The organism is Phaeodactylibacter luteus (assembly GCF_007993045.1).
Classification (GTDB): domain Bacteria; phylum Bacteroidota; class Bacteroidia; order Chitinophagales; family Saprospiraceae; genus Phaeodactylibacter; species Phaeodactylibacter luteus.
The window spans coordinates 138,954-161,447 of the sequence record NZ_VOOR01000006.1 but is presented as its reverse complement, the minus strand read 5'-3'; the positions used below and the strand labels follow the sequence as shown (position 1 = coordinate 161,447).

At 52.3% G+C, this 22,494-nt stretch carries 19 protein-coding genes; 4 read left to right on the top strand and 15 right to left on the bottom strand.

The window, feature by feature from the left end; all coding sequences use genetic code 11:
• Positions 1-139 precede the first annotated feature (139 nt).
• Positions 140-961, bottom strand: coding sequence for a prohibitin family protein (locus tag FRY97_RS04540; protein WP_147166243.1), 822 nt, complete (start codon positions 959-961; stop codon positions 140-142).
• Between the two features lie 279 nt (positions 962-1,240).
• Here FRY97_RS04540 and FRY97_RS04535 point away from each other — a divergent pair, with 279 nt between their 5' ends.
• Genes FRY97_RS04535 through FRY97_RS04525 form a run of 3 tightly spaced genes read left to right on the top strand, consistent with a single transcriptional unit; the run spans position 1,241 to position 3,775 of the window.
• A complete protein-coding gene (locus FRY97_RS04535; RefSeq protein WP_170254496.1) occupies positions 1,241-1,591 on the top strand; it encodes a c-type cytochrome in 351 nt (116 codons plus the stop codon).
• A gap of 9 nt (positions 1,592-1,600) precedes the next feature.
• A complete protein-coding gene (locus tag FRY97_RS04530; protein WP_170254495.1) occupies positions 1,601-2,719 on the top strand; it encodes an anhydro-N-acetylmuramic acid kinase in 1,119 nt (372 codons plus the stop codon).
• A gap of 12 nt (positions 2,720-2,731) precedes the next feature.
• Positions 2,732-3,775, top strand: coding sequence for an NAD-dependent epimerase/dehydratase family protein (locus FRY97_RS04525; protein ID WP_147166240.1), 1,044 nt, complete (start codon positions 2,732-2,734; stop codon positions 3,773-3,775).
• 284 nt (positions 3,776-4,059) lie between these two features.
• Here the strand turns inward: FRY97_RS04525 and FRY97_RS04520 are convergent, their stop codons facing one another.
• Positions 4,060-5,247 carry a Pycsar system effector family protein gene (locus FRY97_RS04520; protein ID WP_170254494.1) on the bottom strand — a complete coding sequence of 396 codons (1,188 nt, stop codon included), beginning with the start codon at positions 5,245-5,247 and terminating at the stop codon, positions 4,060-4,062.
• A gap of 378 nt (positions 5,248-5,625) precedes the next feature.
• On the opposite strand from FRY97_RS04520, the gene FRY97_RS04515 reads away from it, so the two are divergent.
• A complete protein-coding gene (locus FRY97_RS04515; RefSeq protein ID WP_147166238.1) occupies positions 5,626-6,390 on the top strand; it encodes a hypothetical protein in 765 nt (254 codons plus the stop codon).
• Positions 6,391-6,456: 66 nt separating this feature from the next.
• Here FRY97_RS04515 and FRY97_RS04510 read toward each other — a convergent pair whose 3' ends face one another.
• The 13 genes from FRY97_RS04510 to FRY97_RS04450 form a co-directional block, all read right to left on the bottom strand.
• The gene (locus tag FRY97_RS04510) at positions 6,457-6,810 is read right to left on the bottom strand and encodes a hypothetical protein (protein WP_147166237.1); all 354 of its coding nucleotides are present in this window, start codon (positions 6,808-6,810) and stop codon (positions 6,457-6,459) included.
• A gap of 370 nt (positions 6,811-7,180) precedes the next feature.
• Positions 7,181-8,494 (bottom strand): NADH:ubiquinone reductase (Na(+)-transporting) subunit F, encoded by a 1,314-nt coding sequence (nqrF, locus tag FRY97_RS04505; protein WP_147166236.1) that lies wholly within the window; start codon positions 8,492-8,494, stop codon positions 7,181-7,183.
• A gap of 142 nt (positions 8,495-8,636) precedes the next feature.
• Entirely contained in the window at positions 8,637-9,248 is a 612-nt protein-coding gene (gene nqrE / locus FRY97_RS04500; protein ID WP_147166235.1) for an NADH:ubiquinone reductase (Na(+)-transporting) subunit E, read from the bottom strand.
• Between the two features lie 67 nt (positions 9,249-9,315).
• The gene (locus tag FRY97_RS04495; RefSeq protein ID WP_147166234.1) at positions 9,316-10,026 is read right to left on the bottom strand and encodes an NADH:ubiquinone reductase (Na(+)-transporting) subunit D; all 711 of its coding nucleotides are present in this window, start codon (positions 10,024-10,026) and stop codon (positions 9,316-9,318) included.
• Positions 10,027-10,122: 96 nt separating this feature from the next.
• On the bottom strand, positions 10,123-10,857 hold the full coding sequence (gene nqrC, locus FRY97_RS04490; protein ID WP_147166233.1) for an NADH:ubiquinone reductase (Na(+)-transporting) subunit C: 735 nt from the start codon (positions 10,855-10,857) through the stop codon (positions 10,123-10,125).
• A 36-nt stretch (positions 10,858-10,893) separates the two neighbouring features.
• Positions 10,894-12,216 (bottom strand): NADH:ubiquinone reductase (Na(+)-transporting) subunit B, encoded by a 1,323-nt coding sequence (locus tag FRY97_RS04485; protein WP_147166232.1) that lies wholly within the window; start codon positions 12,214-12,216, stop codon positions 10,894-10,896.
• Between the two features lie 49 nt (positions 12,217-12,265).
• Positions 12,266-13,912, bottom strand: a complete 1,647-nt coding sequence (locus tag FRY97_RS04480; protein ID WP_147166231.1) for a Na(+)-translocating NADH-quinone reductase subunit A — start codon at positions 13,910-13,912, stop codon at positions 12,266-12,268.
• 309 nt (positions 13,913-14,221) lie between these two features.
• Positions 14,222-14,836, bottom strand: a complete 615-nt coding sequence (gene pnuC, locus FRY97_RS04475; RefSeq protein ID WP_147166230.1) for a nicotinamide riboside transporter PnuC — start codon at positions 14,834-14,836, stop codon at positions 14,222-14,224.
• 358 nt (positions 14,837-15,194) lie between these two features.
• Positions 15,195-17,666: an OmpA family protein gene (locus tag FRY97_RS04470; protein WP_147166229.1), complete on the bottom strand. Its 2,472-nt coding sequence runs from the start codon at positions 17,664-17,666 to the stop codon at positions 15,195-15,197.
• Between the two features lie 109 nt (positions 17,667-17,775).
• Positions 17,776-18,846, bottom strand: a complete 1,071-nt coding sequence (locus FRY97_RS04465; RefSeq protein ID WP_147166228.1) for a PorP/SprF family type IX secretion system membrane protein — start codon at positions 18,844-18,846, stop codon at positions 17,776-17,778.
• 508 nt (positions 18,847-19,354) lie between these two features.
• Complete coding sequence (locus FRY97_RS04460) at positions 19,355-20,329, bottom strand: glycosyltransferase family 9 protein (protein ID WP_147166227.1); 975 nt, start codon at positions 20,327-20,329, stop codon at positions 19,355-19,357.
• The gene (locus FRY97_RS04455) at positions 20,326-21,099 is read right to left on the bottom strand and encodes a DUF6503 family protein (protein ID WP_147166226.1); all 774 of its coding nucleotides are present in this window, start codon (positions 21,097-21,099) and stop codon (positions 20,326-20,328) included. Before FRY97_RS04455 ends, FRY97_RS04460 begins: the two co-directional genes overlap by 4 nt.
• Positions 21,100-21,151: 52 nt before the next feature.
• Positions 21,152-22,474 carry an alkaline phosphatase D family protein gene (locus FRY97_RS04450; RefSeq protein WP_170254493.1) on the bottom strand — a complete coding sequence of 441 codons (1,323 nt, stop codon included), beginning with the start codon at positions 22,472-22,474 and terminating at the stop codon, positions 21,152-21,154.
• Between the last annotated feature and the right edge of the window lie 20 nt (positions 22,475-22,494).

Here is a 22,494-nt window from a genome sequence, read left to right as displayed (position 1 = left end):
TACAAATATACCACGAAGGGGGCATCTCAAAACCCCATCTTCATGGGGCTCGGCCGGTTATGTCCTGCCAGGCCTTTACAGGGAGTAGGCTGGACAGCATGCATTCGAATCCGGCCCAAGCAGCATGTTTGCCGCCATTTTAATTATTGCCCAAGATGAGCGGCAGCCCGCCTTTGTCCCCACCACCTACCACAATCACTTTTGAATTGGGCGAGTTGGCCAGTTGCAGGGTAGCTTCAATGCCTTTATCCTGTAGGATTTTATCGGTCAAGCTAGCGCTAAGAATGCGGTTAGACTCCGACTTGGCTTCCGCTTCGATGATTTTACGCTCGGCTTCTTTGCGCTCCTGCTGCAGGATATACTCATACTTTAAGGCCTGCTGCTCTGCTTCGATTTTGGACTCGATGGCAGCACGCACTTTATCTGGCAGCTCGATATTGCGGATCAGGGTCGCGCGGAGGTCAACGTAGTTTTCACCCAAGTTTTCGTTAAGGTCCTCCTGAATCATGATTTGCACTTCATTGCGCTTTGTGGAGTAGAGCTCTTCGGGCGAGAACTGGCCGATGATTTCCCGGACAGAAGACCGGACTTCGGGGCGTACCAGGCTCTCAATATACTGGGGGCCAAACTTTTCGTGCAGGTCTCCGATATTGTCATAGCGGGGGTTGACCCTTACCGTCACCTCCACCTTAATGTTCAGTCCATTGCTCGACAGCACAGTCATGTCCTCGTCGAGCTGTTTTTCCCGGATATCATAAACATACATGACATTCCAAGGGGCGATCACGTGAAACCCCGGGTCATAAATATTCTCTTTGTCCAATCCGCCCCCAAATCTTTTGAAGAGGACCCCTCGCTCTCCAGACTCGATGGTCAGGAAGGTAGCATTGGAAAAAGTAAGGATGGCAATCAAGCCGATAAAGACAATGATTCCGTAGGTAATTAACTTGCTTTGGCTCATTGAGTCAGGTTTTATTTATAGGATGGAGCAGCCGTAAGCCTGTGCAGGCCGGCCCGTAAATGCACTTTCCGACAATTTAACAAAAATCTATCGCCCGGGGTTGCCCAAAACCTACGAGCGTCCGGAGACAACCGCCCACCTCCTCACCACGGCCGACAAGTCTGTCTAATGCCCAACCCTAACTTAACATTTTTGTTTACCTTGCAAATACTTCACCCTAGGCCGGATGCAGCCCGGCAGACGGGCTGCATCCGGCCTGCCAAAAATCAACGGAACACCATGAAAAAGACAATCGTATCCTTGGGCATTGCAGCCTTCATCATGGCTTGCGGAGGAAGCAGCGAGAGCGCTTCGACAACTTCAGGCTCCTCAGCGAATGCTCAGGCAGTAGCGGCAGCGGACAAGCCGGACGGAGAAAAAATTTACAAGCAATATTGTGTAACCTGCCACGGCCTTTACGGGGACATGGGCGCGAGCGGGGCTTTCAACCTACAGGAATCTAAGCTCAAGCTTGAAGAGCGCGTTGCAGTGATCACCAATGGCCGGAACGCCATGACTGCGTTTGAAGCGCTGTTGGATGCCGACGAGATCAAAGCGGTAGCCAAGTACACCATGAAACTAAAACCGTAAATGGGGCCCATGAGGGAATACACAGTGCTCGGCCTCATGTCTGGCAGTTCGCTAGACGGGGTAGATGCAGCGGTCTGCAGGTTTGCTTTTCAGGGCAATAGCCCAGTGCCCGAGAGCTGGTCCATTATTGCTGCTGACACCCTGCCGTACACCACGGCTTGGGCCGAGCGCCTGGCTGCCCTGCCGTCGGCCGATGCCTATGAACTAGCATTGGCCCACGCTGAGCTGGGGCGTTACTTTGGGGAACAGGCCAAGCTCTTCCTTAGCCAGAGCGGTATAGAAAGCATTGATGCTATTGCCTCTCACGGGCACACCATTTTCCACTATCCAGAACATCAAATGACCCTACAGATTGGCGATGGGGCGGCCATGGCTGGGGTTACGGGCATTACAACCATAGACCAGTTCAGGAGCCAGGATATGAGCCTTGGCGGCCAAGGTGCCCCCATTGCCCCTATTGCAGATCAGCTGCTCTTCCCCGAACAAGATTTTATGCTCAATCTAGGGGGCATAGCCAATATCAGCGCCAAGAGGCAGGATGGTTATGTCGCTTTTGATATCACGGGGGCCAATCAAGTCCTCAATGCCCTTTGTGCAGAGCTGGGGCTGCCTTATGACAAAGGGGGCGCTATTGCCCGCAGCGGGCGCATGATACCCGCCCTTTTTGAGAAAGTAAATGCTCTGCCTTACCATCATCAGCCCTACCCTAAGTCTCTTGGGAATGACTGGGTAAGAGAAGCCCATATCCCCATTTACCAACAATGGGGCGCGGCCGTGGAAGACCGGCTGCACACTGCCTGCCGGCAAATTGGCCATCATACGGCGATGGCTGTAGCAGCCATCATCAAGCGAGAAAGGGTATCCACCCAAAGGCCCCTCCAACTGTTGGCCACTGGTGGCGGCGCTTTCAATAGCTTCCTTATGGACTGTATCCAGGAATCGTGCCAAGCGCTTAGCCTCGGCCTCAATGTAGCGCCCGCCTCCTCACAGCTTATCAACTTTAAGGAAGCCCTCCTCATGGCCCTAATGGGCGCTTTGCGCCTACAAGGGCTCCCCAATGTATTGCCCTCCGTAACTGGAAGCCGCCGCCCTGTGAGCGGTGGAGCACTGCACTTGGGCCAATTGTAAGAACCACAAAGTATGAACCACTCTTCTCCTATTCTCATTACTGGTGCAACGGGGTTTATCGGTGCACATCTGCTACAGCAACTGCTGGCCGACGGCTACACCAATATACGATGCTTAAAGCGCCCGGGCAGTGATATGCGCTTGGTACAGGGGCTGGAGGGAAAGGTAGAATGGGTGGAGGGCGACCTCCTTGACCCTTTTGCGGTAGAGGATGCGATGCGGGGCTGTACGCATGTGTTCCATGGTGCAGCCGTCGTTTCTTTCAACCCCGCTGATTTCAGTGCCATGCAAAAGGTGAATGTAGAAGGGACTGCTCTGCTCGTGAATACGGCACTCCACCTAGGCATCGAGAAGCTGGTCTACATCAGTTCTATAGCAGCCCTTGGCCGTACGAAGGAGGGGGTAACGCTTACCGAAAAGGCAAAATGGGAGCGCAGCCCTTTCAACACTCGGTATGCCATCAGCAAATTTCAGGGGGAACAGGAGATATGGCGCGGCCAGGCTGAAGGGCTGACGGTAGCCGTCGTCAATCCGGCCATCGTACTTGGCGCTGGCTTTTGGGAAAGCGGTCCGCCTCACTTTTTCCCAACAATAGATAAGGGGTTCCGCTTCTACCCAGCGGGCACTACAGGCTTAGTGGATGTGCGCGATGTGGCTTGGTTCATGGCCAGGCTGATGGCCAGTGATATTGCTGGCGAGCGATTCATACTCAATGCGGAGCACTATTCCTACCAACAGCTGCTCTCCGAAATTGCAGGTGCGCTAGGCCGGCCGGCCCCACGGTTTAAGGTTGGCAAACTGTTGCGGGGCATCGCTTGGCGTGTTGCATGGCTGCAGGCCAAGCTATCGGGCAAGCGCCCTTTCCTGACCAAAGAAGCGGCCTACAATTCCAGCCGGGTGTTCTTTTATGACAATGCTAAATCTAAGGCGGTCTTCAACTTCCAGTATACGCCCATTGCCAAGACCATACAAGAAACAGCCCGCCTTTACCGGAGCTCAGCTGGGGCGGCCCCTGCCCGGCTGCCGCTGAGCCCTGAGCGCGTGGGCAGGAACTGACCGTCCTTGCAGGGCGTCATCCTAAAGCGGTTTCTTGAAATCAGGTGCTTCCTCTTGGGGCGTATGCCAAAATACCTCCATACATAATTTAGGCCCTATCATGGCACCGGCCTAGCGCTGCGAAGGGGTGAAAGCCCGATAGGGCCGAGCGGATAGCGAGCCCCGGAGCATAGCGGCACCTGCCCTCAAGGCAGGGGCAGGCCCCATATCTATCCCAAACAGCAATACCAAGATGTGGAGCAGGGAACAACAGGCCCGGTTAAGGCGGCTCGGGTTTGAAATAGCTAGTTCGAGGCCAGGTTATACGTCAATGCAAAAGCAAAAACCGTAATGATAATGCCCCACATAAAGATGGTATAACAGATGCGGAGCTGATGGTACTTCCGCCCCAGCGATTTGCCGAGGAAGTAGAGGTCTCTCATGATAGAGCTGTCCAGCTTCTGATTGTCCCGTACGACCTCCAGCATGCCATGTTCATAGCGCTCGTAGTCCATGCGGAAGAAATTGCCAAAAAAGAACAAGTTGGACTTCGACTGCTCAATATCATGGCTGCTCGTCTCCCCTTTCATTTTGATAGGCCTGGTGGCAAGGGTAGCGAAAATCATAGAGGCTAGGCAGGTAGCCAACAGCAGGATCGCAGGAATGAGGGCGAAGGTATTATGGCGTACATAGGAGGCGGCCAATGGCGTAGCGATGGTAATGATAAGGGCATTGACGCTCAGCATGATATTGGCTTTGTTATCGGCCAGAGCGCTAAGGTCAAGATGATTGCGAAGGCTCGTCTTGAACATGGTCTGCGCGCTTTTATTATTGCTAATGGCACCGGGGAGTGCCTGCTCCTTGTCTTGTTTAGCGGGCGCTTCGCGGTAGCTATCCCGCAGTTTTTTCAGCTGTTTACGGTTAGCATTCCACTGCTCGCCCAAGCGCTGCTGAGCGGCTTCGGTATAAAAGGTGTGCTTTTTTACGAATTTATAATTCAGGGCAAACCACTCTTCATCGGCGTATTCCTGGTTGAGGAAGAAGCGCCACTCATGACGGAGAGACTGTAGGTAGTCAAAGTAGGCGGTATGCCCAAGGTTGCTGAGGTCAGCATCACAGAGCACTTTTTCTGGCAAGGTTTGGGGGACTTTAGGCGGGTAGGTCACTTCGATAAGGTCGAGCACTTGGGCTAGGCGCTCTTCAGGATAAGCCTGTGTGCTTAAGAACTGAGCCGCCAGCAGCTTGCTGATGGCTTCGTGGCCTTCGTAGGTTTTGGTGAAGCCTGTATCATGAAAAAGGGCTGCCAGCTCGAGTGCTTCCAGGTCCTCCTCTCCCAGCCCTTCAGCGGCCCCGAGCTCGCGTGCCATTTGGCATACCCGCAAGGTATGCTGCAGATCGTGGTAGAGGTGGTTGCTGGTCAGTTGGTCGTTCAGGAGCGCTGCCACATATTCTTGTGCGGCTGTCAGTATTTCTGGAAAAGTGCCGGTTTGCATGTTGATGTTTTTCCTATGGCGCTGTGGCCTGAAAAAGTAAGTAGCCAACATAGGAAATAACGAAAAAGCTACCTTTTAGATGCACAAATCCGAAAATTGTACGGAGCGGTAGCTTTTCCCGTAGGAAAGGTAAGCCTTGAGCCTGTTTTTCTTGACAAGGGCCTTATCTTCCGGGGGCTAAGAGCGTGTTGGGACTTTAGTAATCGGTCTGTAAACTGCACTTTTTTCGCTTATACTTCGCCCCGAAAATCCTTCCCGCTTTTGTGCATCAAAAGCGGGACTTGGCTAAACTCCGGTTTTCGTGTCTCGTCTAATCAAAAAATTGCTAGTTTTCGACTAGAAGACCAAAATCCCAAAACGCTCTAAAACGCCAGCCAAATGTCTACCCCACTTTTCATAATCGGCCAGCTCATCACCCTAGTCTTATGCGCAGGGCTCTTTGGCAGCATTTACACTAGCGTGCGCAAGGGGCTTTCCAAGCTGAAGCTTCCCGTAGAACAGCAAAAGCGGGCTGCACTGCTCTCCGTTAGCGCGCTCGGGATTTGGACAATGATATTGGCAGGCGGGGCGCTACTGTTGCAGCAGGAGGCTAACAGCGCAGGAGCTGTCTTGAGCTTTGCTTATTTATTGCCGGTAGCGGTAGGGCTGGCGTTGTTAGGTTTCCGATTCTTCCGGCTCTTGCTGCGGGCCACACCGCCATCCTGGCTGGTAAAGGTACAAGGCATCCGGATTATCGTGAGCCTGCTGTTATGGCTGGGGTACCAAGGCCAGTACGTGCCCCCACAACTGACTTTCCTGTGGTTCAATTATGACATCGTAGTGGGGGTCAGCGCACTGATGGGCAGCTATGCCTTCTTTGCACGTGGCCGGCTACGGCGCCCAGAAATACTGCTTTGGAACAGCTTCGGGCTTTTCTCGTTATGGTACCTCGTTGGCATCGCGCTGGTCTCCGTGCCAGGCAGCTGGCAATTGTTTGAAACATCTCCAGATGGGACCTTTCTGCTGCAGCCCATATTTATTTTGCTCCAAGGGTTTATATTCCCGCTTTGCAGCTTATGGCATGTCTACTCTATCTGGCAAGCGCTGTCCCGGCCACTCTCCAAGAGCTTTGGGCAACGCCTGTCCCAACGCACCCGCTACTAACCATGACGCCCTGCATACCTCTCATTGGGTATGCAGGGCGCCCGGCAACAGAGGCCTTTACAACGCTTACAGCTGCTCTGCCTCTGCGACAAAACTCACTTTGAGGTTGTAGCACTGCCCTGGGGTGAAATCGCTGCTTACCTTGTGCAGGTGCAGGTTCTGCCGTATTTGCTGTGCAATCTCAGGTGTCTGTGCGCGTACTTCCTTTACGATAATCTCTTGGCTGCTGCTCACTTCAAAGTGCACAAAAGCAAAGGTTTCTTGTACGCCTAGCGAAAGCAGGTCAGGAGAATCGATCAGGCGGGCGACTTCCTTACGCAGTTCTTTCGTTGTCGTAAGGGAGTCGGGGCTTTTCGCCCAAGTAGAAACGGCTGTAAGGGCCAGCAGGCTAAGAACGAAAGCAAATTTGAAGGTTTTCATAAGTCAGGTGGTTTTAGAATATGGGCAAAATGTGTAACGGATAGCCAAGGCATAGCTATTTCGAGGCTTAGCGGGCCATTGCCTGCCAAGCAGAGATATCAACTTGCTAAGACTAATCCAGGGAGAATGCTGATGGTAAGATCAGCGGTGATTTCAAAAGTAATGACGGAACTAAAACGCAAAGGTTGCACATAAAGGTGCTCCTGAAATGGGTAGGTTCTATCAACAGGCTGATTTCAAAGACGAGGGCGTCAGGGGCATATACAGCAACGCACCTGTGGCCTATTTCCCCTTCCAAGCGGTCTTTTAACGAAGAAAGCCCATCCTGACAGACGCCAGGATGGGCTTTACGATATGACCTTTTTAGTGTTTAGCTGCCAAAGTCGTCAAATGCGATGTTCTCTTCGGGCACACCCAGATCATCGAGCATTTTCAGTGCAGCCTGCAGCATCAACGGTGGGCCGCAGAGGTAATATTCTACTTCTTCCGGCTCAGGGTGCTTTGCAAGATACTCATCGTGCAGCACTTGGTGGATAAACCCAAGGTAGCCGTCACCGTTCTTATCATCGATATCTTCCTTGACCTTCCACTTGTCTACCTCATGGGCTACTTTCGTATCAGAAAGGGCAATGTGGTAGCTGAAATTATCATACTCTCGCTCGATTTCGCGGAAGTCTTCTGTGTAGAAGAGCTCACGCTTAGAACGCCCGCCGTACCAATATGATACCTTCCGGTCTTTGGTCTTAAGGGTATGGAAAAGGTGGAATATGTGTGAACGGAGGGGCGCCATACCTGCGCCACCGCCGATGTAGACCATCTCTTTTTTAGTCGGCTTGATGAAAAACTCCCCATAAGGGCCGGACACCGTCACCTTATCACCTGGCTTGCAGCCGAAAACGTAAGAAGAGCACACGCCAGGGTTGACCTGCATCCAAGTATTGTTCTTACGGTCCCAAGGTGGCGTAGCAATACGGATGTTCAACATCACGATGTTGCCTTCAGCAGGGTGGTTAGCCATAGAGTAAGCACGGAACTGCTCTTCGGTGTTCTTCATCTTGAGATCCCAAAGCTTGAAGTTGTCCCATTCTTCTTGGTATTCGTCAGGCTTTTTATCCGTCATACGTGGATGAGCCGTGATATCGATATCTTTGAAGTCTACCTCAATCTTGGGCACATCGATTTGAATGTAGCCACCGGACTCGAACTCTAGGCTTTCGCCTTCCGGCAAACGGACAACAAACTCTTTGATGAAAGAAGCGACGTTGTAGTTGGACACTACTTCGCACTCCCACTTTTTGATGCCGAATATCTCTTCCGGGATGCGGATGCGCATGTCCTGACGGACCTTTACCTGGCATGCCAAGCGCTTATTTTCTGCTACCTCACGGCGGGTCAAGTGGTTCATTTCTGTAGGGAGCACATCTCCACCGCCCTCATCAATGTGGCATTCGCACATAGCGCAAGTACCCCCGCCACCACAAGCTGAAGGGAGGAACACGCTCTTATCGGAAAGGGCGCTCAGCAGGGAAGCTCCAGGCTTGACCAGCATAGGGTTGTCTTCATCCCCATTTATGATGATCTTCACATCACCCTGTGGGACTAGCTTCTTCCGGGCAAAGATGAGCATGAAGGCTAGCATCAGGATAACCGCACTAAAAACGATTACAGCATATAAAATCGTCATTGTATCCTTAATTTAGAAATTAACATAAGTTTGGTTGAGGGCCATACCCTCTATCTCAACTTCAGCTTCCCAGATAAAACCTCTTGCAGTCAAAAGGGTTGTCACCGCACCGTCAGACCCGGGGCATCGAAGTCAGCAGCAATTATTTGCCAGCAGTCAGAGCGGCAGGGTCAATCCCCATCAAGCTCATAAAAGCGATCCCCATCAATCCAGTGAGGATGAAAGCCATGCCCAGCCCACGCAGTGCAGGCGGCACATTGGAGTACCGGATTTTCTCCCGGATGGCCGCAATGGCAATGATTGCCAAGAACCAGCCGAAGCCACCGCCCAAACCAAAAGCCAAGGCGTTGGAGAAGTTATATTCCCGGGACACCATGAATAGCGAGCCGCCAAGGATGGCACAGTTCACTGTGATGAGCGGGAGGAAGATACCCAATGCGCTGTAAAGGGAAGGCGAATACTTTTCCACCACCATCTCTACCAACTGCACCATAGATGCAATAACAGCAATGAAGAGGATGAACCGGAGGAAGGTAAGGTCCATGCCAAGCAGGCCAGACTCGCTGAGCAGGTACTCATTGATCAGCCAGTTGATAGGCATGGTGATGCCCAGAACAAAAATAACAGCTAAACCAAGGCCGAAAGCCGTGCTCACGCTCTTGGAAACAGCCAGGTAAGAGCACATGCCTAGGAAGTAAGCCAAGACCAAGTTCTCGACGAAAGCTGCTTTTATGAAGGTATTTAAGAATTCCATTTTATTGTGTTGATACGTTTTGGCAATTTAATCAGGCTTGGAAAGGGGAAGCCCCCAAAGCGCCTGCTTAGGATACGTCAACCAGCTTGGTGTTGTAGCTGCGCTGAATCCAAATCATAATACCGATGATGAACATAGCGGAAGCCGGGAGCACCATAAGGTTGTTGTTGGCGTACCAGGCGAACATCGCACTGTCCACTGTATTGATCAGGTAATCCGCGTTAGGGCCTATAATTTTCAATTCGATAGGGCTGCCTGCAAACAAGCTGCCTTTGCCAAAGATTTCACGCACTACCCCAACCATCACCAGGATGATACCGTAGCCCAGGCCATTGCCGACCCCATCAAGGAATGAGCGCCATGGAGTATTGGCCATAGAAAATGCCTCCAAACGGCCCATTACAATACAATTGGTAATGATCAGCCCGATGTAAACGGAAAGCTGCTTGTAAACCGGATAGTTGAGGTATTTCAGTGCCAGCTCTACTACCGTTACGAGCGTAGCGATGATTACGAGCTGAACAATCATACGCACCTGCTTAGGGATGTAGTTCCGGAGCAGGGAAGTAAACAAGCTGGAAAATGCAGTAACGAAAATTACTGCGATGGCCATAACCAAAGAAGGATAGACCAGAGAGGTAACCGCGAGTGCAGAGCAGATGCCAAGCACCTGCACGGTAATAGGGTTGTTGTCGTTGAGCGGGTCAGAAAGCAGTTTGCGCTCTTTGTTGCCAAACTGAAAAACCGACTCTTTCTCTTTTACAGCAGTCTCAGCCATGTTTTGTTTTTTTATAGTTGCAGGACCGGCGCAAGGCGGGTGCCAGCGTGTTTTTTAGCAATAGCCCGGGCAGCCAGACCACCCGGGCACTGTTTTTTATTGGTTCAGCAACAGGCTCTGCTGCTTAATTTTCTCTAAGTAAGGCTCGTAGTACTTCAGCCCTCGGTAGAGCATTTCTGAAACGCCATCAGCAGTGACCGTTGCGCCAGAAATCCCATCTACTTCATGGTTGGGGTCCTTAGCCCCGCCTTTGCGGACTTTAATGGAGACATACTCCCCATCATCATAAATTTCCTTGCCCTGGAACTGCTCTGCAAAGCTAGGATTGTCTTTGATTTCCGCACCGAGGCCCGGCGTCTCGCCTTTGTGGTCAAAAGTAGCGCCCGCAACCGTGCTCAGGTCGCTTTTCAGGGCCACGCTGCCCCAAATCTCGTCCCACAGGCCATTGCCACGTACAGAAAGGATGTAAAACTTCTGCCCTCCTGTTTCGTAAACGTAAACAGGCAGGCGGCGGTCCTCTTCTGCTTTCTTGCGCTCCTTAGCCATATCAATGTCTTCAGCCTGTACGCCATCCAGGATTTCCCCCTGCATATTGACGACCGGCTGTTCCATCCCGCTGAAGATCTCCACAATCTGGTCGTCAGTCAATTGGCTGACTTTCTGTCCATCGGGCAGGTAATCTTCAACTGCGGTCAGGATAGCACGCTTGTTGAATATATCCTCATTCAAGGCGGCCTGCGACTTTGTCGCTTCGCGCATGCCGGTAAGCCCAACTGCTACCGCGCCCGTGAGGATAAGGATGAAAATGACTACATATCTTGTTGACTCCATGAGTACTTGCTTTTTTGCTTGCTAATGAAATAAACCTTACGCTTGTGCTTCCGCAGCTGCCGGCGCGGCAGCAGTCTCAGCCGGCTTCATAGCCGCCTGAAGGCGCTTAGCACGGCGGTTGATATTGGCCTGCAGTACGTAGTGGTCAATCAGTGGCGCAAAGACATTCATGAACAGGATAGCAAGCATCCAGCCTTCTGGATATGCCGGGTTCAGTACCCGGACAATCATGCCTACAAACCCGATCAGGAAACCATAGATCAGCTTTCCTGTGCTCGTAGAAGAAGCGGTAACCGGATCTGTCGCCATAAACGCCATCGCAAACAAGAAGCTGCCCATGTAGAAATGGTAGTACCAGGGCACCTCCATGAATGGGGTTGCGCCCCATGCATTCAACAGCAGCCCCATGACTACAGCGCCAATCACCATCGAAAGCATAATGCGCCAGTCTGCGATTTTGGTGATGATCAGAAACAGTGCGCCTACAATGATGAGCGGCTTAGAGCTTTCGCCAATTGAGCCAGGGATAGTCCCCCAGAGCATCTGCCCTGTGGTGTAAGACTGCGTGACCGCATCCCAGCCCCCTTTGGAGGCCAGGCCAAGCGGTGTGGCACCGGAGTAGCCGTCAATCACTGCTTTGCCACCATCGCCAAAAGTAGCTAGCCCAAGGCTCCCGAACAAGCTGTCGAATACGCCATATACCGCACCGTAAGCTTGCCCAAAATAACCGCCTTCCGCTGCCTTTTCAATGCCGGCTATCCACACCTCATCGCCTGAGATGTACGTTGGGTAAGCAAAAAAGACAAATACCCGAGCGAGCAGCGCTACATTGAGAATATTCATGCCTGTGCCCCCGAAAGCCTCCTTGCCGATCCATACTGCAAAGGCTACAGAAACGCCCAAAATCCAGAGGGGGATATCCGGTGGCATAATCAGCGGGATGAGCGCCCCGGATACCAGGAAGCCTTCCTCCACACCATGCCCTTTTTTGTAGGCATAGTAAAATTCAATGCCAAGCCCGACTACGTGGGTGACAATGAAAATCGGGATCATCTTGACCAGGCCATAGACCAGCTTCAGGTGTGCCCCCTGAAGGAAACCCGTGTACTCGCCAAGGGCTACAAAGTGCTGATGCCCGATGTTGTACGTCCCAAAAAGATACAGCACCTGAAGGGCTAGCACAACGTGCACCATCTGCCGCTTGAGGTCCATGCCATCACGGACGTGTACACCACCTTTAGTCACCATATTAGGAGTGAAGGCGAATGTAAAAAATGCATCATAAGCAGTGTGGAGGAAAGGAGACTTCTCCTTGTCCGGTTCAACCTGCTTGAGTAGTTTGAGCAATGCTTGTTTCATATCTCTATATCGTGAGATTAATCAGTTGTTGAATGATTTTTTCCGGGCCTTAGGCCTGCTCCCGCATAGTATCAAGCCCTTGCCGCAGGATTTGCTGAACAGGCTGCTTAGATACACAGGCAAATTCGCAGAGCGCCACATCCTCTTCGACCAGCTCGGGCAAGCCCAGGCCTTCCATCTTCTCGAAGTCGCCAATCAAAATAGACTTCATCAGCTCCTGCGGGTATACGTCCATCGGGAGCATTTCCTCGTAAGTGCCAGTTACCACAAATGCACGGCGCTCGCCATGTGTGTTGGTCTCTGCTTTGAACTTCATGTCAGGGATAAGGGCAGAAGGGAATGTGGTAGAGATACTTGGGGTATTGAAAGACGGCAATAGCCAGCCAAACAGCTGATAATCGTCTCCTTCCTCCACAACGGTCAGCTGATCGTCGTAGAAATTGAGGAAACTGCTTGCTGCCTTCTGCTCGCCAGAAAGGACGTCGCCTGAAATCAGGCGGACATTGTCTTGCTTTAAGCCTTCCTTGACAAGGTCTTCCAGTTTTGCGCCAACCTTTGTACGCACATACTTAGGCGCTTCCAGCTCTGCACCTGTGAGGGCGACTACACGGGTGGCATCAAAGCGGCCTTCTGTAAAGATTTTGCCAAGGGTGATGATTTCCTGTACGCCTATCGTCCACACCTTGCTGTTTAGGCTAATCGGCTTGATATGGTGAATCTGAACGCCTACATTGCCTGCAGGGTGCTTACCATGGAACCAGCGCTTTTTCACGCCGGTAGCAGCAGTAAATGCTTGGTGTGGAGCCTGCTCGCCGCGTGCATTGAGGCCAAGGTAAACATGGCCGCTCGTAAGCTTGCCCAATACATCAAGGCCTTTTTGGAAAGCCTCCTCCTGCCCCTCAACTACCAAGTTGAGGTTGGGCGCGAGCGGTGCGGTATCGAAAGTAGAAACGAATATATCGCGCGGCACCTCGTTGAGATCCGCTACGATATTGAACGGGCGCTGACGGAAAAGCGGCCAAGCGCCTGCATCGAGCAGGTAGTTGACCAAAGCAGAGCGGTCTGCCTGCTCGAGGTCAAAAGATTCCAGTTGGCGGTATTTTTGCTCTTTATCAGCCAGTATAGTGATCGCAGTGATCGCACGCTTTGCACCCCGCTCGATAGCAATAACTTCTCCTGAGACCGGAGCGACCCATTTCACTTCAGGTGTCCGCTTGTCATAAAAAAGATGATCGCCAGCTTTCACTTCGGCACCCTCTTCCACTTCAACCTTAGGGATGGGAGAAATGCCAATGAAGTTGGGAGGCTGAACGGCGAAGGTAGAAACTTGTACTTCTTCTATTGTCTCGGAAGCTTCGCCCTCTAGGAGCAGGTCATGGCCACGGCGCAGGATCGTCACCTGCTCTTCCTCCGGAATATAAGCCGGCATCTTGGGCTTGAACAACTTCCCAAGTACACCGCTGTTGGCAGAAGAAGACTCACCATCCTCATCTATGCCCAACTGCTTTGCCTCTATAGCCAACAGGTTGTTGGAGACCTGAATGATCAGGAAGAAGAAAATCAGTACGGCAACCGCGATCAGCGAATAGGTCAGGATAGACCCGAACCCTCCTTCACCGCCTGACTGTGCCCAGGTAGCGGTAGAATAAGCCATAGCGATACCGAAAATGACCGCCTTACTAGCTGCTTGTTTCATGTTTGTATAATTCAGAGTTTTAACCGGAGCCGCCAGGCTTTTTCCTGCCTGTTTCAACGCTCGGCATGACTTATAGGCTTCTCAAAAACACCGCAAATATAGAAAGCTTTTACTGTAAATAAGCAGGCAGCTTTTGGTTAAGTTGAAAGTGGATAATTATTTAGATTTGTTCTAAATAAAAGCCTTACCTGCCTTTTTATCAGGAGGTTATCCTACAGTAAAGCGCCTTTGGTGATAAAGCGCACAGTACTTGTCCTATTGTTAGGCTTTAACTGTTGCCGTGTAAGACCCTTCATGCCTTCTTTTTGTTCAGTAGAACTGTGCATTTTGCCACTCCTTTTTCCAGCTGGCCCAAGCCTTGCCGGCAATCAGTGTATAGGCGGCCATCAGCAGGGCGAAAAGGTAAGCGCCCCGTGAAAAGTACAGCCCGGCATACACCGCATCTATGGCTACCCAGTATGCCCAATTGTCAAGCCTTCTGCGGGCCAGCATGAAGGTAGCAAGCACAGAAAAGGTGGTAGTGCCGGCGTCCCAGTAAGTAGCTGCAGCAGGTGTGTATGCTCCAAAAAAATAGCCGAAGGCCAGCGTAGCCAAGCCGCCGCCCAAAAGATACCATGCATGCTGCTGCCACCCCAGGCGGCTAACCGGAACAATGCCTTCCTGTGCGCCCGCACTGCGCCAAGTGTAAATCCCCCAAAAGCCCATCCCCACATAAAAAACTTGCAACAAGGCATCGAGGTAAAGCCCATAAAAAACAAAGGAAGCATATGCCCACAAGCTGCAGCTGATGATGCCCCAAAACCAGCACCAGATATTGCTCCGTGCCGCCAGAACCACATAAACTATTGCTGTTATTGAAGCCGCCCAATCTACCCAGCTGAGGCTCCCCGCCTCCATAGCTATTTTATCCACAAAACTTTCCATGCCCGCTCTTTATCAAAATATAGGGATGTCGCCGCCTACACTGCCAACAGCAACAGAGGGCAGCACCGGCTACCGGCACTGCCCTCTGGGAAAGGGCGCAAACGAGATTTTCATTTTTTGGGCCTGCCCCTGCTGTAAGGAGGGGCCTGCCCCTGCCAGCGGGCAGGTGCCGCTATGCTTCGGGGCTCGCTATCCGCTCGGCCCTATCGGGCTTGCCACCCCTTCGCAGCGCTAGGCCAATGCCAGGCTATAAAGCCCGATAAGCTTGAACGCCTGCGACATTCTGGATTACGCTCTCTCTGTAAAAAGCGGCTGCATTGGACTGCTCTACGCAGCGCCAACCGCGCTATACTCTTGCTTATTTCACCAGCTCAAACTGATACTGTACCGTTTTCATCAGGGGCCCGCCATCCGGGTTGTCACCCGCAAGGAAGATATCGATATCGATCACCTCAGACTCTTCTTTCTCAGAAGAATCGAACACGATGCCCAAGGTCCCTTTCTCGCCTGGCTGAAAGGTCTTGCCTGTAGGGTCTTTCACAATTGTAGTACAATCACAGGCAGATATCAAGTCGATGGTCAACGGCTTGTCAGAGGCATTGAAAAAGGTGTAAGTGTGGGAGCGCTTCTCCCCTTTCTTCACTTTCCCAAAATCAACAAAATCACTATCGAACTTCAAGGTCGCGTTCATACCGAGCCCGCCAGGCAAGCTATTGCGGTTGCTGCCCTCTTTCACCTCTTCTTTTTTGCGCAAGCTCGTGCGTTTGATCGTGATAGAAGTCGGCCCTTCCAGGATTTTGAATTCTGTGCGCCGGTTGAGCTCGTTTGCAGTTTCTTTCTGTTCTTCGCCTTCAAGGGCACTGATGAAGTCTTCAGTAAGCACATCCCCTTCGTTGAGGAACTCATGTTTGGCGGCACTGATCCGATTGACCGTCTGCGGCTGACTTTCGCCATAGCCCTTAGCGACAATCCGATCGCGGTCTATCCCTTTTCGGACGAGCCAACGGCGGGCAGACTCCGCACGGCGTTGAGACAAGCTTTCGTTGTAAGGCGCTTCACCGCGGCTATCCGTGTGAGAGCTGAGCTCAATGACCATTTCAGGGTAATCGTTCAACAGCTCAAAAACTACCTCTAAGTCGCTTTCTGCTTCTTCCCGGATGCGGTCGTCATCAAAATCATAGAGGATGTTCTCCAGCACGATCGGCTCTTCGATAGTGATGGTATCAAATTCGGGCTCTGCCGGCGGCACGGGCCGTGGTTTGAGGTAAAAACGGTGCTCCAAAGAAGTGGACTCCGTAATGCCAACGGTATTGACCTGCACCGTATCCGGGAAATAATCAGGGTGAGTGCCAATGACCATATAGGTTTCCTCCAGGCCCAAGTCGAAACCTGCTACGTTGCTCTTTTCGCCTGTAGATTGGGAAGAGGGGTCTTTCTTGGAAGGCACCAAAAATACAGTGGCGTTGGTCAGGGCTTTTTTGTCTTCTGTGAAAGTGCCGACCACCAAGTCGACAACTACCCGTGCGATATTGACCGTGTAAATATCGTCACAGCAGGTACGGCCGTAAGCCGAGCGCCCGCCAGGGCGGTTAGAAGTCAGTACGCCAAAATAACCTTCCGTATCGAGGGTGAAGCTGTAATCGTCTACACTAGAATTGTACCCCCGCCCCATATTGAGCACAGGGCTCCACTTTTCGCCGTCCCAATTGCTGTAGAAGTTATCAAAGCCGCCAAGCCCTGGATGTCCGTTAGAAGAAAAGTAAAGCGTGCCATCGCGATAGTAAGGTGTTTCTTCATCCCCAGGCCCATTGATGACATCCCCCAGATTTACCGGGGCGCTGTAGGAGCCGGGCTCCAGCTCAGTGGCATAGTAAATATCGAAGCCGCCATACCCGCCGGGCATATCTGATGCAAAGAAAAGCACACGCTTTCCAAACAGCTCACCCGGGGCCGGGTGCTTAGCCAGGTAGTCACCATTGACACCTTTGAGCTCCTCTGCGCCTTTCCAGCTGTCAGAGCCACCAGTGCTGTAGAAAATTTTACTCTCGCTCAGTGTATTGCCCTGCAGCTTCGCACGGGTAAAAAACATCGTCCTTCCATCTGGAGATACCGTCACGTTGCTGTTGTGAAAGCCAGGGCGGTTGATCTCGCCCCCAAGCGGCTTACGTTTTGTCCACTCTGTATCATCTTTGGTAGCTTTGTAGATGATGGCAAATGCATTTTCCTGGTCTTCTTCTTCGACGTAGATAACGTCATCTGCATCGAAGGCTGCAAAGTAGAGCTCCGTCCCATTTACGGCAAGAGAGGGCGTGTACTCAGAAGTTTTCTCATTGAGGTCTCGCCCGGCATTTTCCACCGCAACGCCTTTCAGGTTTTGTGGCAGCTCAAGGGCGAGCTCTGCCCCGGAAATCTCGTTCTTTGCCAAGGTTGCCAGGCTATCGCCCGGGTTGCTCGCCAAGAATTTTTGAAACTCAGGGATAGCTTCATTGTACTTTTCGTTCATTTTGAGCAGACGGCCGTAAGTGAAGCGGTAGCTGTCCAGCTCTCCTTCCTTATCCCGGCGGAGAATGCGGGAGAACCACCGCTCTGCAGTGCGGTAATCGCGGATATAAAACTGAAGCCAGGCGATTGTGTCAATCAATGCACGGTCATCGTTTTCCTCATAGACCTCCTCATAGCGCTCTAAGGCATTGACATAATCCTTATTGCTCATGGCCTTACGCGCTGCAATCAGGCTTTGTTCCGTAGATGATTTTGAGAGCGGCTGAGCCATTAGCACCTGCCCTCCCAGTACGAGACCCAGAACCAGGAGTAAGTATGCATTTTTCATATGCGGTCAATCTATTTTTTAGGCAATTTTCCCCGCACGGCGGGGCGAAATGTGTCGTTGTCTTGGAAAAGTAAACGTTTAAGCCAGTCTTTGCTTTTTAAATGATTTGTTAAAACCTTGGGCAAAGGATAGCCGGCTTGATCTGGGGGTCCGGGTATACTTTGATGATGTAGAAAGCAGCAATTTCGAACGCGCCCTGATAATCCGTAGCCACCCGGTATTCAGACACGTTGAGGTCAAAAGCAGCAGCTACCCGCAGGTCTTTATAGTCGAGCCCAGCCAGGATTTTAGCAGAGTCGCCTATCCGGTAGCCCAGCCCCATGTGCAATTTGATCTTCTCCTCTGGCTTGAGGTCATAGCCAGCCCAAGCCTGAAGGTTGAACAAATTGGCACCGCCTGTAGACTGCCAGAGCACAGTAGGGGCAGCTGACCATTTGTCGTTCAGCTTCCACTCGTACTTGGCATGAGCGGCGAGCAGCATCGGCCGGTCTGCGAAATCTTGATTGCCGCCGCCCGCACGGAAGAGGTATTCCGGTGTATTGATGCGGCCCGTAGAGAAGCCCACCTCAATATTGTCGAACTCATCAAATTTAGAGCGGAACAGCAAGCCCGCACGGAAATCGAAGTAGTCCGTCTGAATGTCATTCTCCCCGGGCTCCGTGCCACCGCCCGTACCTCCTGTAAAGACCGGATCTGCGGTATCTTCAAAGATATTGGTGGAGCCGTCCCAGCTGTCTGCCAGCCGTGCATTCTGAGAGTTCAGGCTGCGGTTGACGCGCCCGCCCTGCAAGCCGAGCGTCAGTACCGATTCCCCTTTTTTGTCTAGCCCCAAATGGTAAGCAGCGGACAACATAGACGTGTTGGTCGTCAGTGCCAGGGAGCCCGATTTATCCTGAAAAAAAGACAGGCCTACGCCTACCCAATCCTGATCCCGGAACCCTCGTACGATAGGGGCATCAGCGTAAGCTGAAGGGGTATTGTAACCCCGCTCTGAGGATACCGCCCACCATTGCCCGCGGTAAATACCTCCTACACGGACGGTACCGGAGAAAGCCCCTGTGTTCGCTGGGTTGAGCGTCAGCGGGGACATATTGAAGAGCGTGTAGTGAATATCCTGAGCTTGCAGGCTCCCCAGTACAGCGGCAAAGAAGAACAATAACAGAGATCTAACTAGCTTCATAGAGTAATTGAATTTAGGATAACCGAGGGAAGTACCTTGGTGCTGTGTTCGTTCGCGTTACAAAGTCCAAGTGGGGCTGCCCAGCTTTTATTTTCAATTTGCTTTTGGCTACAGCGGGTGAAAGCTGGCTTTCAGCCTACCAAACCGGCTCGCACTGATTAAGTGTCAGCCCCCCAATGAGCTTTAAGGCTATGTTGTGGTTTCTCCCTTTTGGCTGCATTGGCCAAACCTTGTCCTGCACTTGGCTGCCCTGCCGCCTGCTAAAGCATTGCATAGCGGGCAGGCCATCAAGAATGGATCTCTTATTATCTCATTCGTGAATGTGCCGTGCCTTTTCAGGATAAAATTGGACTACATCCGCCCCAAAAGCGAACCCCCAACATAGACTAAAACCGAAAGATAAATGATTTCTTCAATAATCTGGCAAAATCAGGGCTAAGATAGGCGGAATACGGCAGGGCGCACAAAGCCCCATTTTTTGTTTTCCACGCCTGGCAGACAATCGCACTTATTTTTGGGCAGCCTGCAAGATTGCTGCAATCTCAATGTTTTTCATACAGCGGAAGTGCCCCTTCGGGCATGCTTCGTGCCCAATTTTCGAGCAAGGCCTGCAACCCAGCCCGGCCACCTCTACATCGGTATGCCGTTGTACGCCTTCTGGATAAAAAGGATACATTCCAAAGCCTGGAATTGTATTGCCCCACACTGCGGTAATCGGCTTGCGCAGGGCTGCTGCGATGTGCATCATGCCAGTATCATGCGTGATCACGTGGCGGGCCTGTTTGGCGATGCTCGCCGATTGGTGGAGGCTCAGTTTCCCACACGTATTGGCCACGTGCGCTCCTGCTGCTGCTGCAATCTGTGCCCCTGCCTCAGCGTCTCCGGGCCCGCCCAACAGCACGACCGGCTCGCTGAGCCCACGCGCCAAGGCTACCAACTGTTCTAAAGGAAGCCGCTTAGTCGCATGTGCAGCGCCGATAGCTATAGCGACATACCCGCCCGGTGAAACCCCCAAAGCGCCTGGCAGGCTGACTTCTGCTTCCCGGGGGATAAAATAATCGAGCCCCTGCCCATCATAAACCACGCCAAGGGCCTCTGCCGGCTTCATATAGCGCTCTACGATATGCACCTTGGGCAAACGGTCGACTTTAAGGTTCACTTTAAGCCATTTCGCCCAGTTGATTTTGTTGAAGGTAAAGGAACGTGCCCGCAAAGACCATTTCACCTGCAGGCTGCGCAGGTTGTTGTGCAGATCCAAAACGGCATCGTACCGCTCGCCCCTCAGCTCCTGCGTTACTTCGCTGACGCGCTTCTGTATGCTGTATACTTTGTCAACATAAGGGTTGGGCTCAAGGATGGAGCGGAAAGCATGTTTGGTCAGTACATGTACCTCTGCCCCCAGCTGCTGCCGCACGCAACGTATGACCGGCGTGGCCAGGACGATATCGCCTATAGAGGAAAAGCGGACAATCAGTACTTTCATTTGCTGAGGGTTATCTGCCTGATTTCGATCTCAGAGAGCAGCTCCATCTGCCCTGCCTCGAAGAGGCTGTCGAACACCATAACGTCCCGGGTATCCAGCATGGGCTTGTAATTATGATAGTCCGCGATGCGCAGCCCTTCTATGGACCTTACGTTGTAGGCTTCCCGGAAACGGGCACCTCCACCGTTCACTACATAGCTGTAAGCCAGATAGTCCATCGTATGTTGCTGCTGATGCATCCAATAAACATAGACATCCTCATGATCCTCTCCACCGCCCTCTTCGGCAAAAGTCACTTTGATTTTGTGGTAGGGCTCCCCTTTAAGCACCGCCTCCCCTGCATAGGCAGCATTTACGGCTTTGTCCTGCAAAAAATAAGGCAGCAGGGCGAAGTAGATTACGGAATTGACCGAGCCTGCATAGGCTGTGCTGTCTTTTGGGGTGAGGGGCTGCCGCTCCCCGTCCATCTCACGGAAAAGCCCATTGTTCGTCAAGACATCACGGACAACAGCTCCTGAGCTATCGGCAAATTGGCGCTCGTACTGGAAAGCTCCGCCATTGCGCTGACTGCGGTAGGAACGCCCGCGGAAATCAAAAGAGACGCTGCTTTGCCCCACGATATGGCTTCCATGCGCCTGCAGCATCAGCTGAATCAGGGAATCTGTACGGTGCGAGCTGTGCAGGGCGTTTTTTTCATCACTGCCTGCCGAGCTACAGCTGTTCAGCAGCGGCCATAGAGCAAGGCTAAAAATCAGCAACCGGATGGTCATTGTCAAGCTGGTTTTGAGTAGGGAAAAGCGTGTACTGGACCTTGGGGGCACACTATTCTGAGGCGATTTCCTTGGCCCACAGCTGCACTCCATCTTTGTCAAAAACAGTGATGTTCAGCTTTCTGGACCGGCGCTCGCCGGAGAAGTTCAGGACCGCAAAGTTGTGCTGTGAGAGGAGTGTGCCAGGTACTCTGAGGCGGTTCTCCTCTTCTACCGTATGCCCTGTCCCTGCCGTGAGGGGGGAAATGGTGAGGTCCGTCACAGTATAGCCTGCGCTGTTGCGGTATTGGCTCAGCTCGCTATGGTGGCGGTCGCCGGTCAGGAAGACCACATTGCGGATGCCTTCCTCCTCGATCCGGTTGAGCAGGTAGGCGCGCTCCTCGGCGTAATTGGCATAATTTTCATACCGCGCAACAGTATTCAGGACTTGCCCGCCGATGCACACCATCTTGAATGGGGCCCGGCTACTGCTCAGTGCATCGATCAGCCACTCCAACTGCGCTTCGCCCAGAATGGTGCGCTCACCAGAAGCCCTGCGGTTGGGGCTCCGGAAGTAGCGGTTGTCCAGTAGGAAAAATTCTATGTCGTTATACTGAAAGTAGGAAGTGATGCCCCCTTCCTGCCCGGGTATGCCCACCGTAGGGTTCCCCCAGAACAGGTCAAAAGCACGCAGGGTCTTGTCTTTGTGCACAAAGCTGCGGTCAGAATCGTTGGGCCCGAAGTCGTGGTCGTCCCAAATGGCATAGTGGTGGGTGCTAGCGAGCAGGGGCTGCATTTCAGGCAGGCTTCGGGTGTGTGTATAACGATGCAAAATGCCCGATGCTGTGAACCAGTCGGCTTCGCGCAGGTAGAAGTTGTCGCCCAGCCAGACCATAGCGTCTGGGCGCTTGCTGTGGATGGCTTCAAAAATCTCGTACTCGCTTCCATAGGGTGTTCCCGGGCGGTCATAAACCTCCTCATTGATATAAGCGCAGCTCCCAATAGCTACGTTGAATTCAGGCGGGTCTGTGCGCCATTGCCAAAGGGGCTGAGTTGAAAATTCCGTTGGGTAAGGCAGCTCGACTTTCTTTCCATTGATCAGCAGCTCATAAGAATAAGCTGCCCCAGGCGCTAACTCATCAGCCAGGAGTTTGGCAGTAAAGGCCTCTTCAGCTTGTGTTTGCTTCACAGCGGTCAGGCGCCGGTTGGAGGGTTCAGACTGCGGCCAGTAGGCAAACTGTACTTCAGCAGCAGCAGTAGTTTGCACCCAGAGCAGTACTTCTTTCATCTCATTGTAGCCCAGCATAGGGCCAGACTGCAGCAGGGAAGATTGCGCCCAGGCAGGGCTGAGTGCAACGAACAGCAGTACGAACCAGGAAGACACCCTTTTTTTCATGATTATCCAGTTTGTCGCCC

Coding starts and splice junctions, on each gene's coding strand:
- FRY97_RS04450 (WP_170254493.1), bottom strand. CDS start 22,474: ATGAAAAAAAGGGTGTCTTCCTGGTTCGTACTGCTGTTCGTTGCACTC.
- FRY97_RS04485 (WP_147166232.1), bottom strand. CDS start 12,216: ATGAAACAAGCATTGCTCAAACTACTCAAGCAGGTTGAACCGGACAAG.
- FRY97_RS04530 (WP_170254495.1), top strand. CDS start 1,601: ATGAGGGAATACACAGTGCTCGGCCTCATGTCTGGCAGTTCGCTAGAC.
- FRY97_RS04510 (WP_147166237.1), bottom strand. CDS start 6,810: ATGAAAACCTTCAAATTTGCTTTCGTTCTTAGCCTGCTGGCCCTTACA.
- FRY97_RS04465 (WP_147166228.1), bottom strand. CDS start 18,846: ATGAAGCTAGTTAGATCTCTGTTATTGTTCTTCTTTGCCGCTGTACTG.
- nqrE (WP_147166235.1), bottom strand. CDS start 9,248: ATGGAATTCTTAAATACCTTCATAAAAGCAGCTTTCGTCGAGAACTTG.
- FRY97_RS04525 (WP_147166240.1), top strand. CDS start 2,732: ATGAACCACTCTTCTCCTATTCTCATTACTGGTGCAACGGGGTTTATC.
- pnuC (WP_147166230.1), bottom strand. CDS start 14,836: ATGGAAAGTTTTGTGGATAAAATAGCTATGGAGGCGGGGAGCCTCAGC.
- FRY97_RS04535 (WP_170254496.1), top strand. CDS start 1,241: ATGAAAAAGACAATCGTATCCTTGGGCATTGCAGCCTTCATCATGGCT.
- FRY97_RS04470 (WP_147166229.1), bottom strand. CDS start 17,666: ATGAAAAATGCATACTTACTCCTGGTTCTGGGTCTCGTACTGGGAGGG.
- nqrC (WP_147166233.1), bottom strand. CDS start 10,857: ATGGAGTCAACAAGATATGTAGTCATTTTCATCCTTATCCTCACGGGC.
- FRY97_RS04540 (WP_147166243.1), bottom strand. CDS start 961: ATGAGCCAAAGCAAGTTAATTACCTACGGAATCATTGTCTTTATCGGC.
- nqrF (WP_147166236.1), bottom strand. CDS start 8,494: ATGACGATTTTATATGCTGTAATCGTTTTTAGTGCGGTTATCCTGATG.
- FRY97_RS04460 (WP_147166227.1), bottom strand. CDS start 20,329: ATGAAAGTACTGATTGTCCGCTTTTCCTCTATAGGCGATATCGTCCTG.
- FRY97_RS04455 (WP_147166226.1), bottom strand. CDS start 21,099: ATGACCATCCGGTTGCTGATTTTTAGCCTTGCTCTATGGCCGCTGCTG.
- FRY97_RS04480 (WP_147166231.1), bottom strand. CDS start 13,912: ATGAAACAAGCAGCTAGTAAGGCGGTCATTTTCGGTATCGCTATGGCT.
- FRY97_RS04520 (WP_170254494.1), bottom strand. CDS start 5,247: ATGCAAACCGGCACTTTTCCAGAAATACTGACAGCCGCACAAGAATAT.
- FRY97_RS04495 (WP_147166234.1), bottom strand. CDS start 10,026: ATGGCTGAGACTGCTGTAAAAGAGAAAGAGTCGGTTTTTCAGTTTGGC.
- FRY97_RS04515 (WP_147166238.1), top strand. CDS start 5,626: ATGTCTACCCCACTTTTCATAATCGGCCAGCTCATCACCCTAGTCTTA.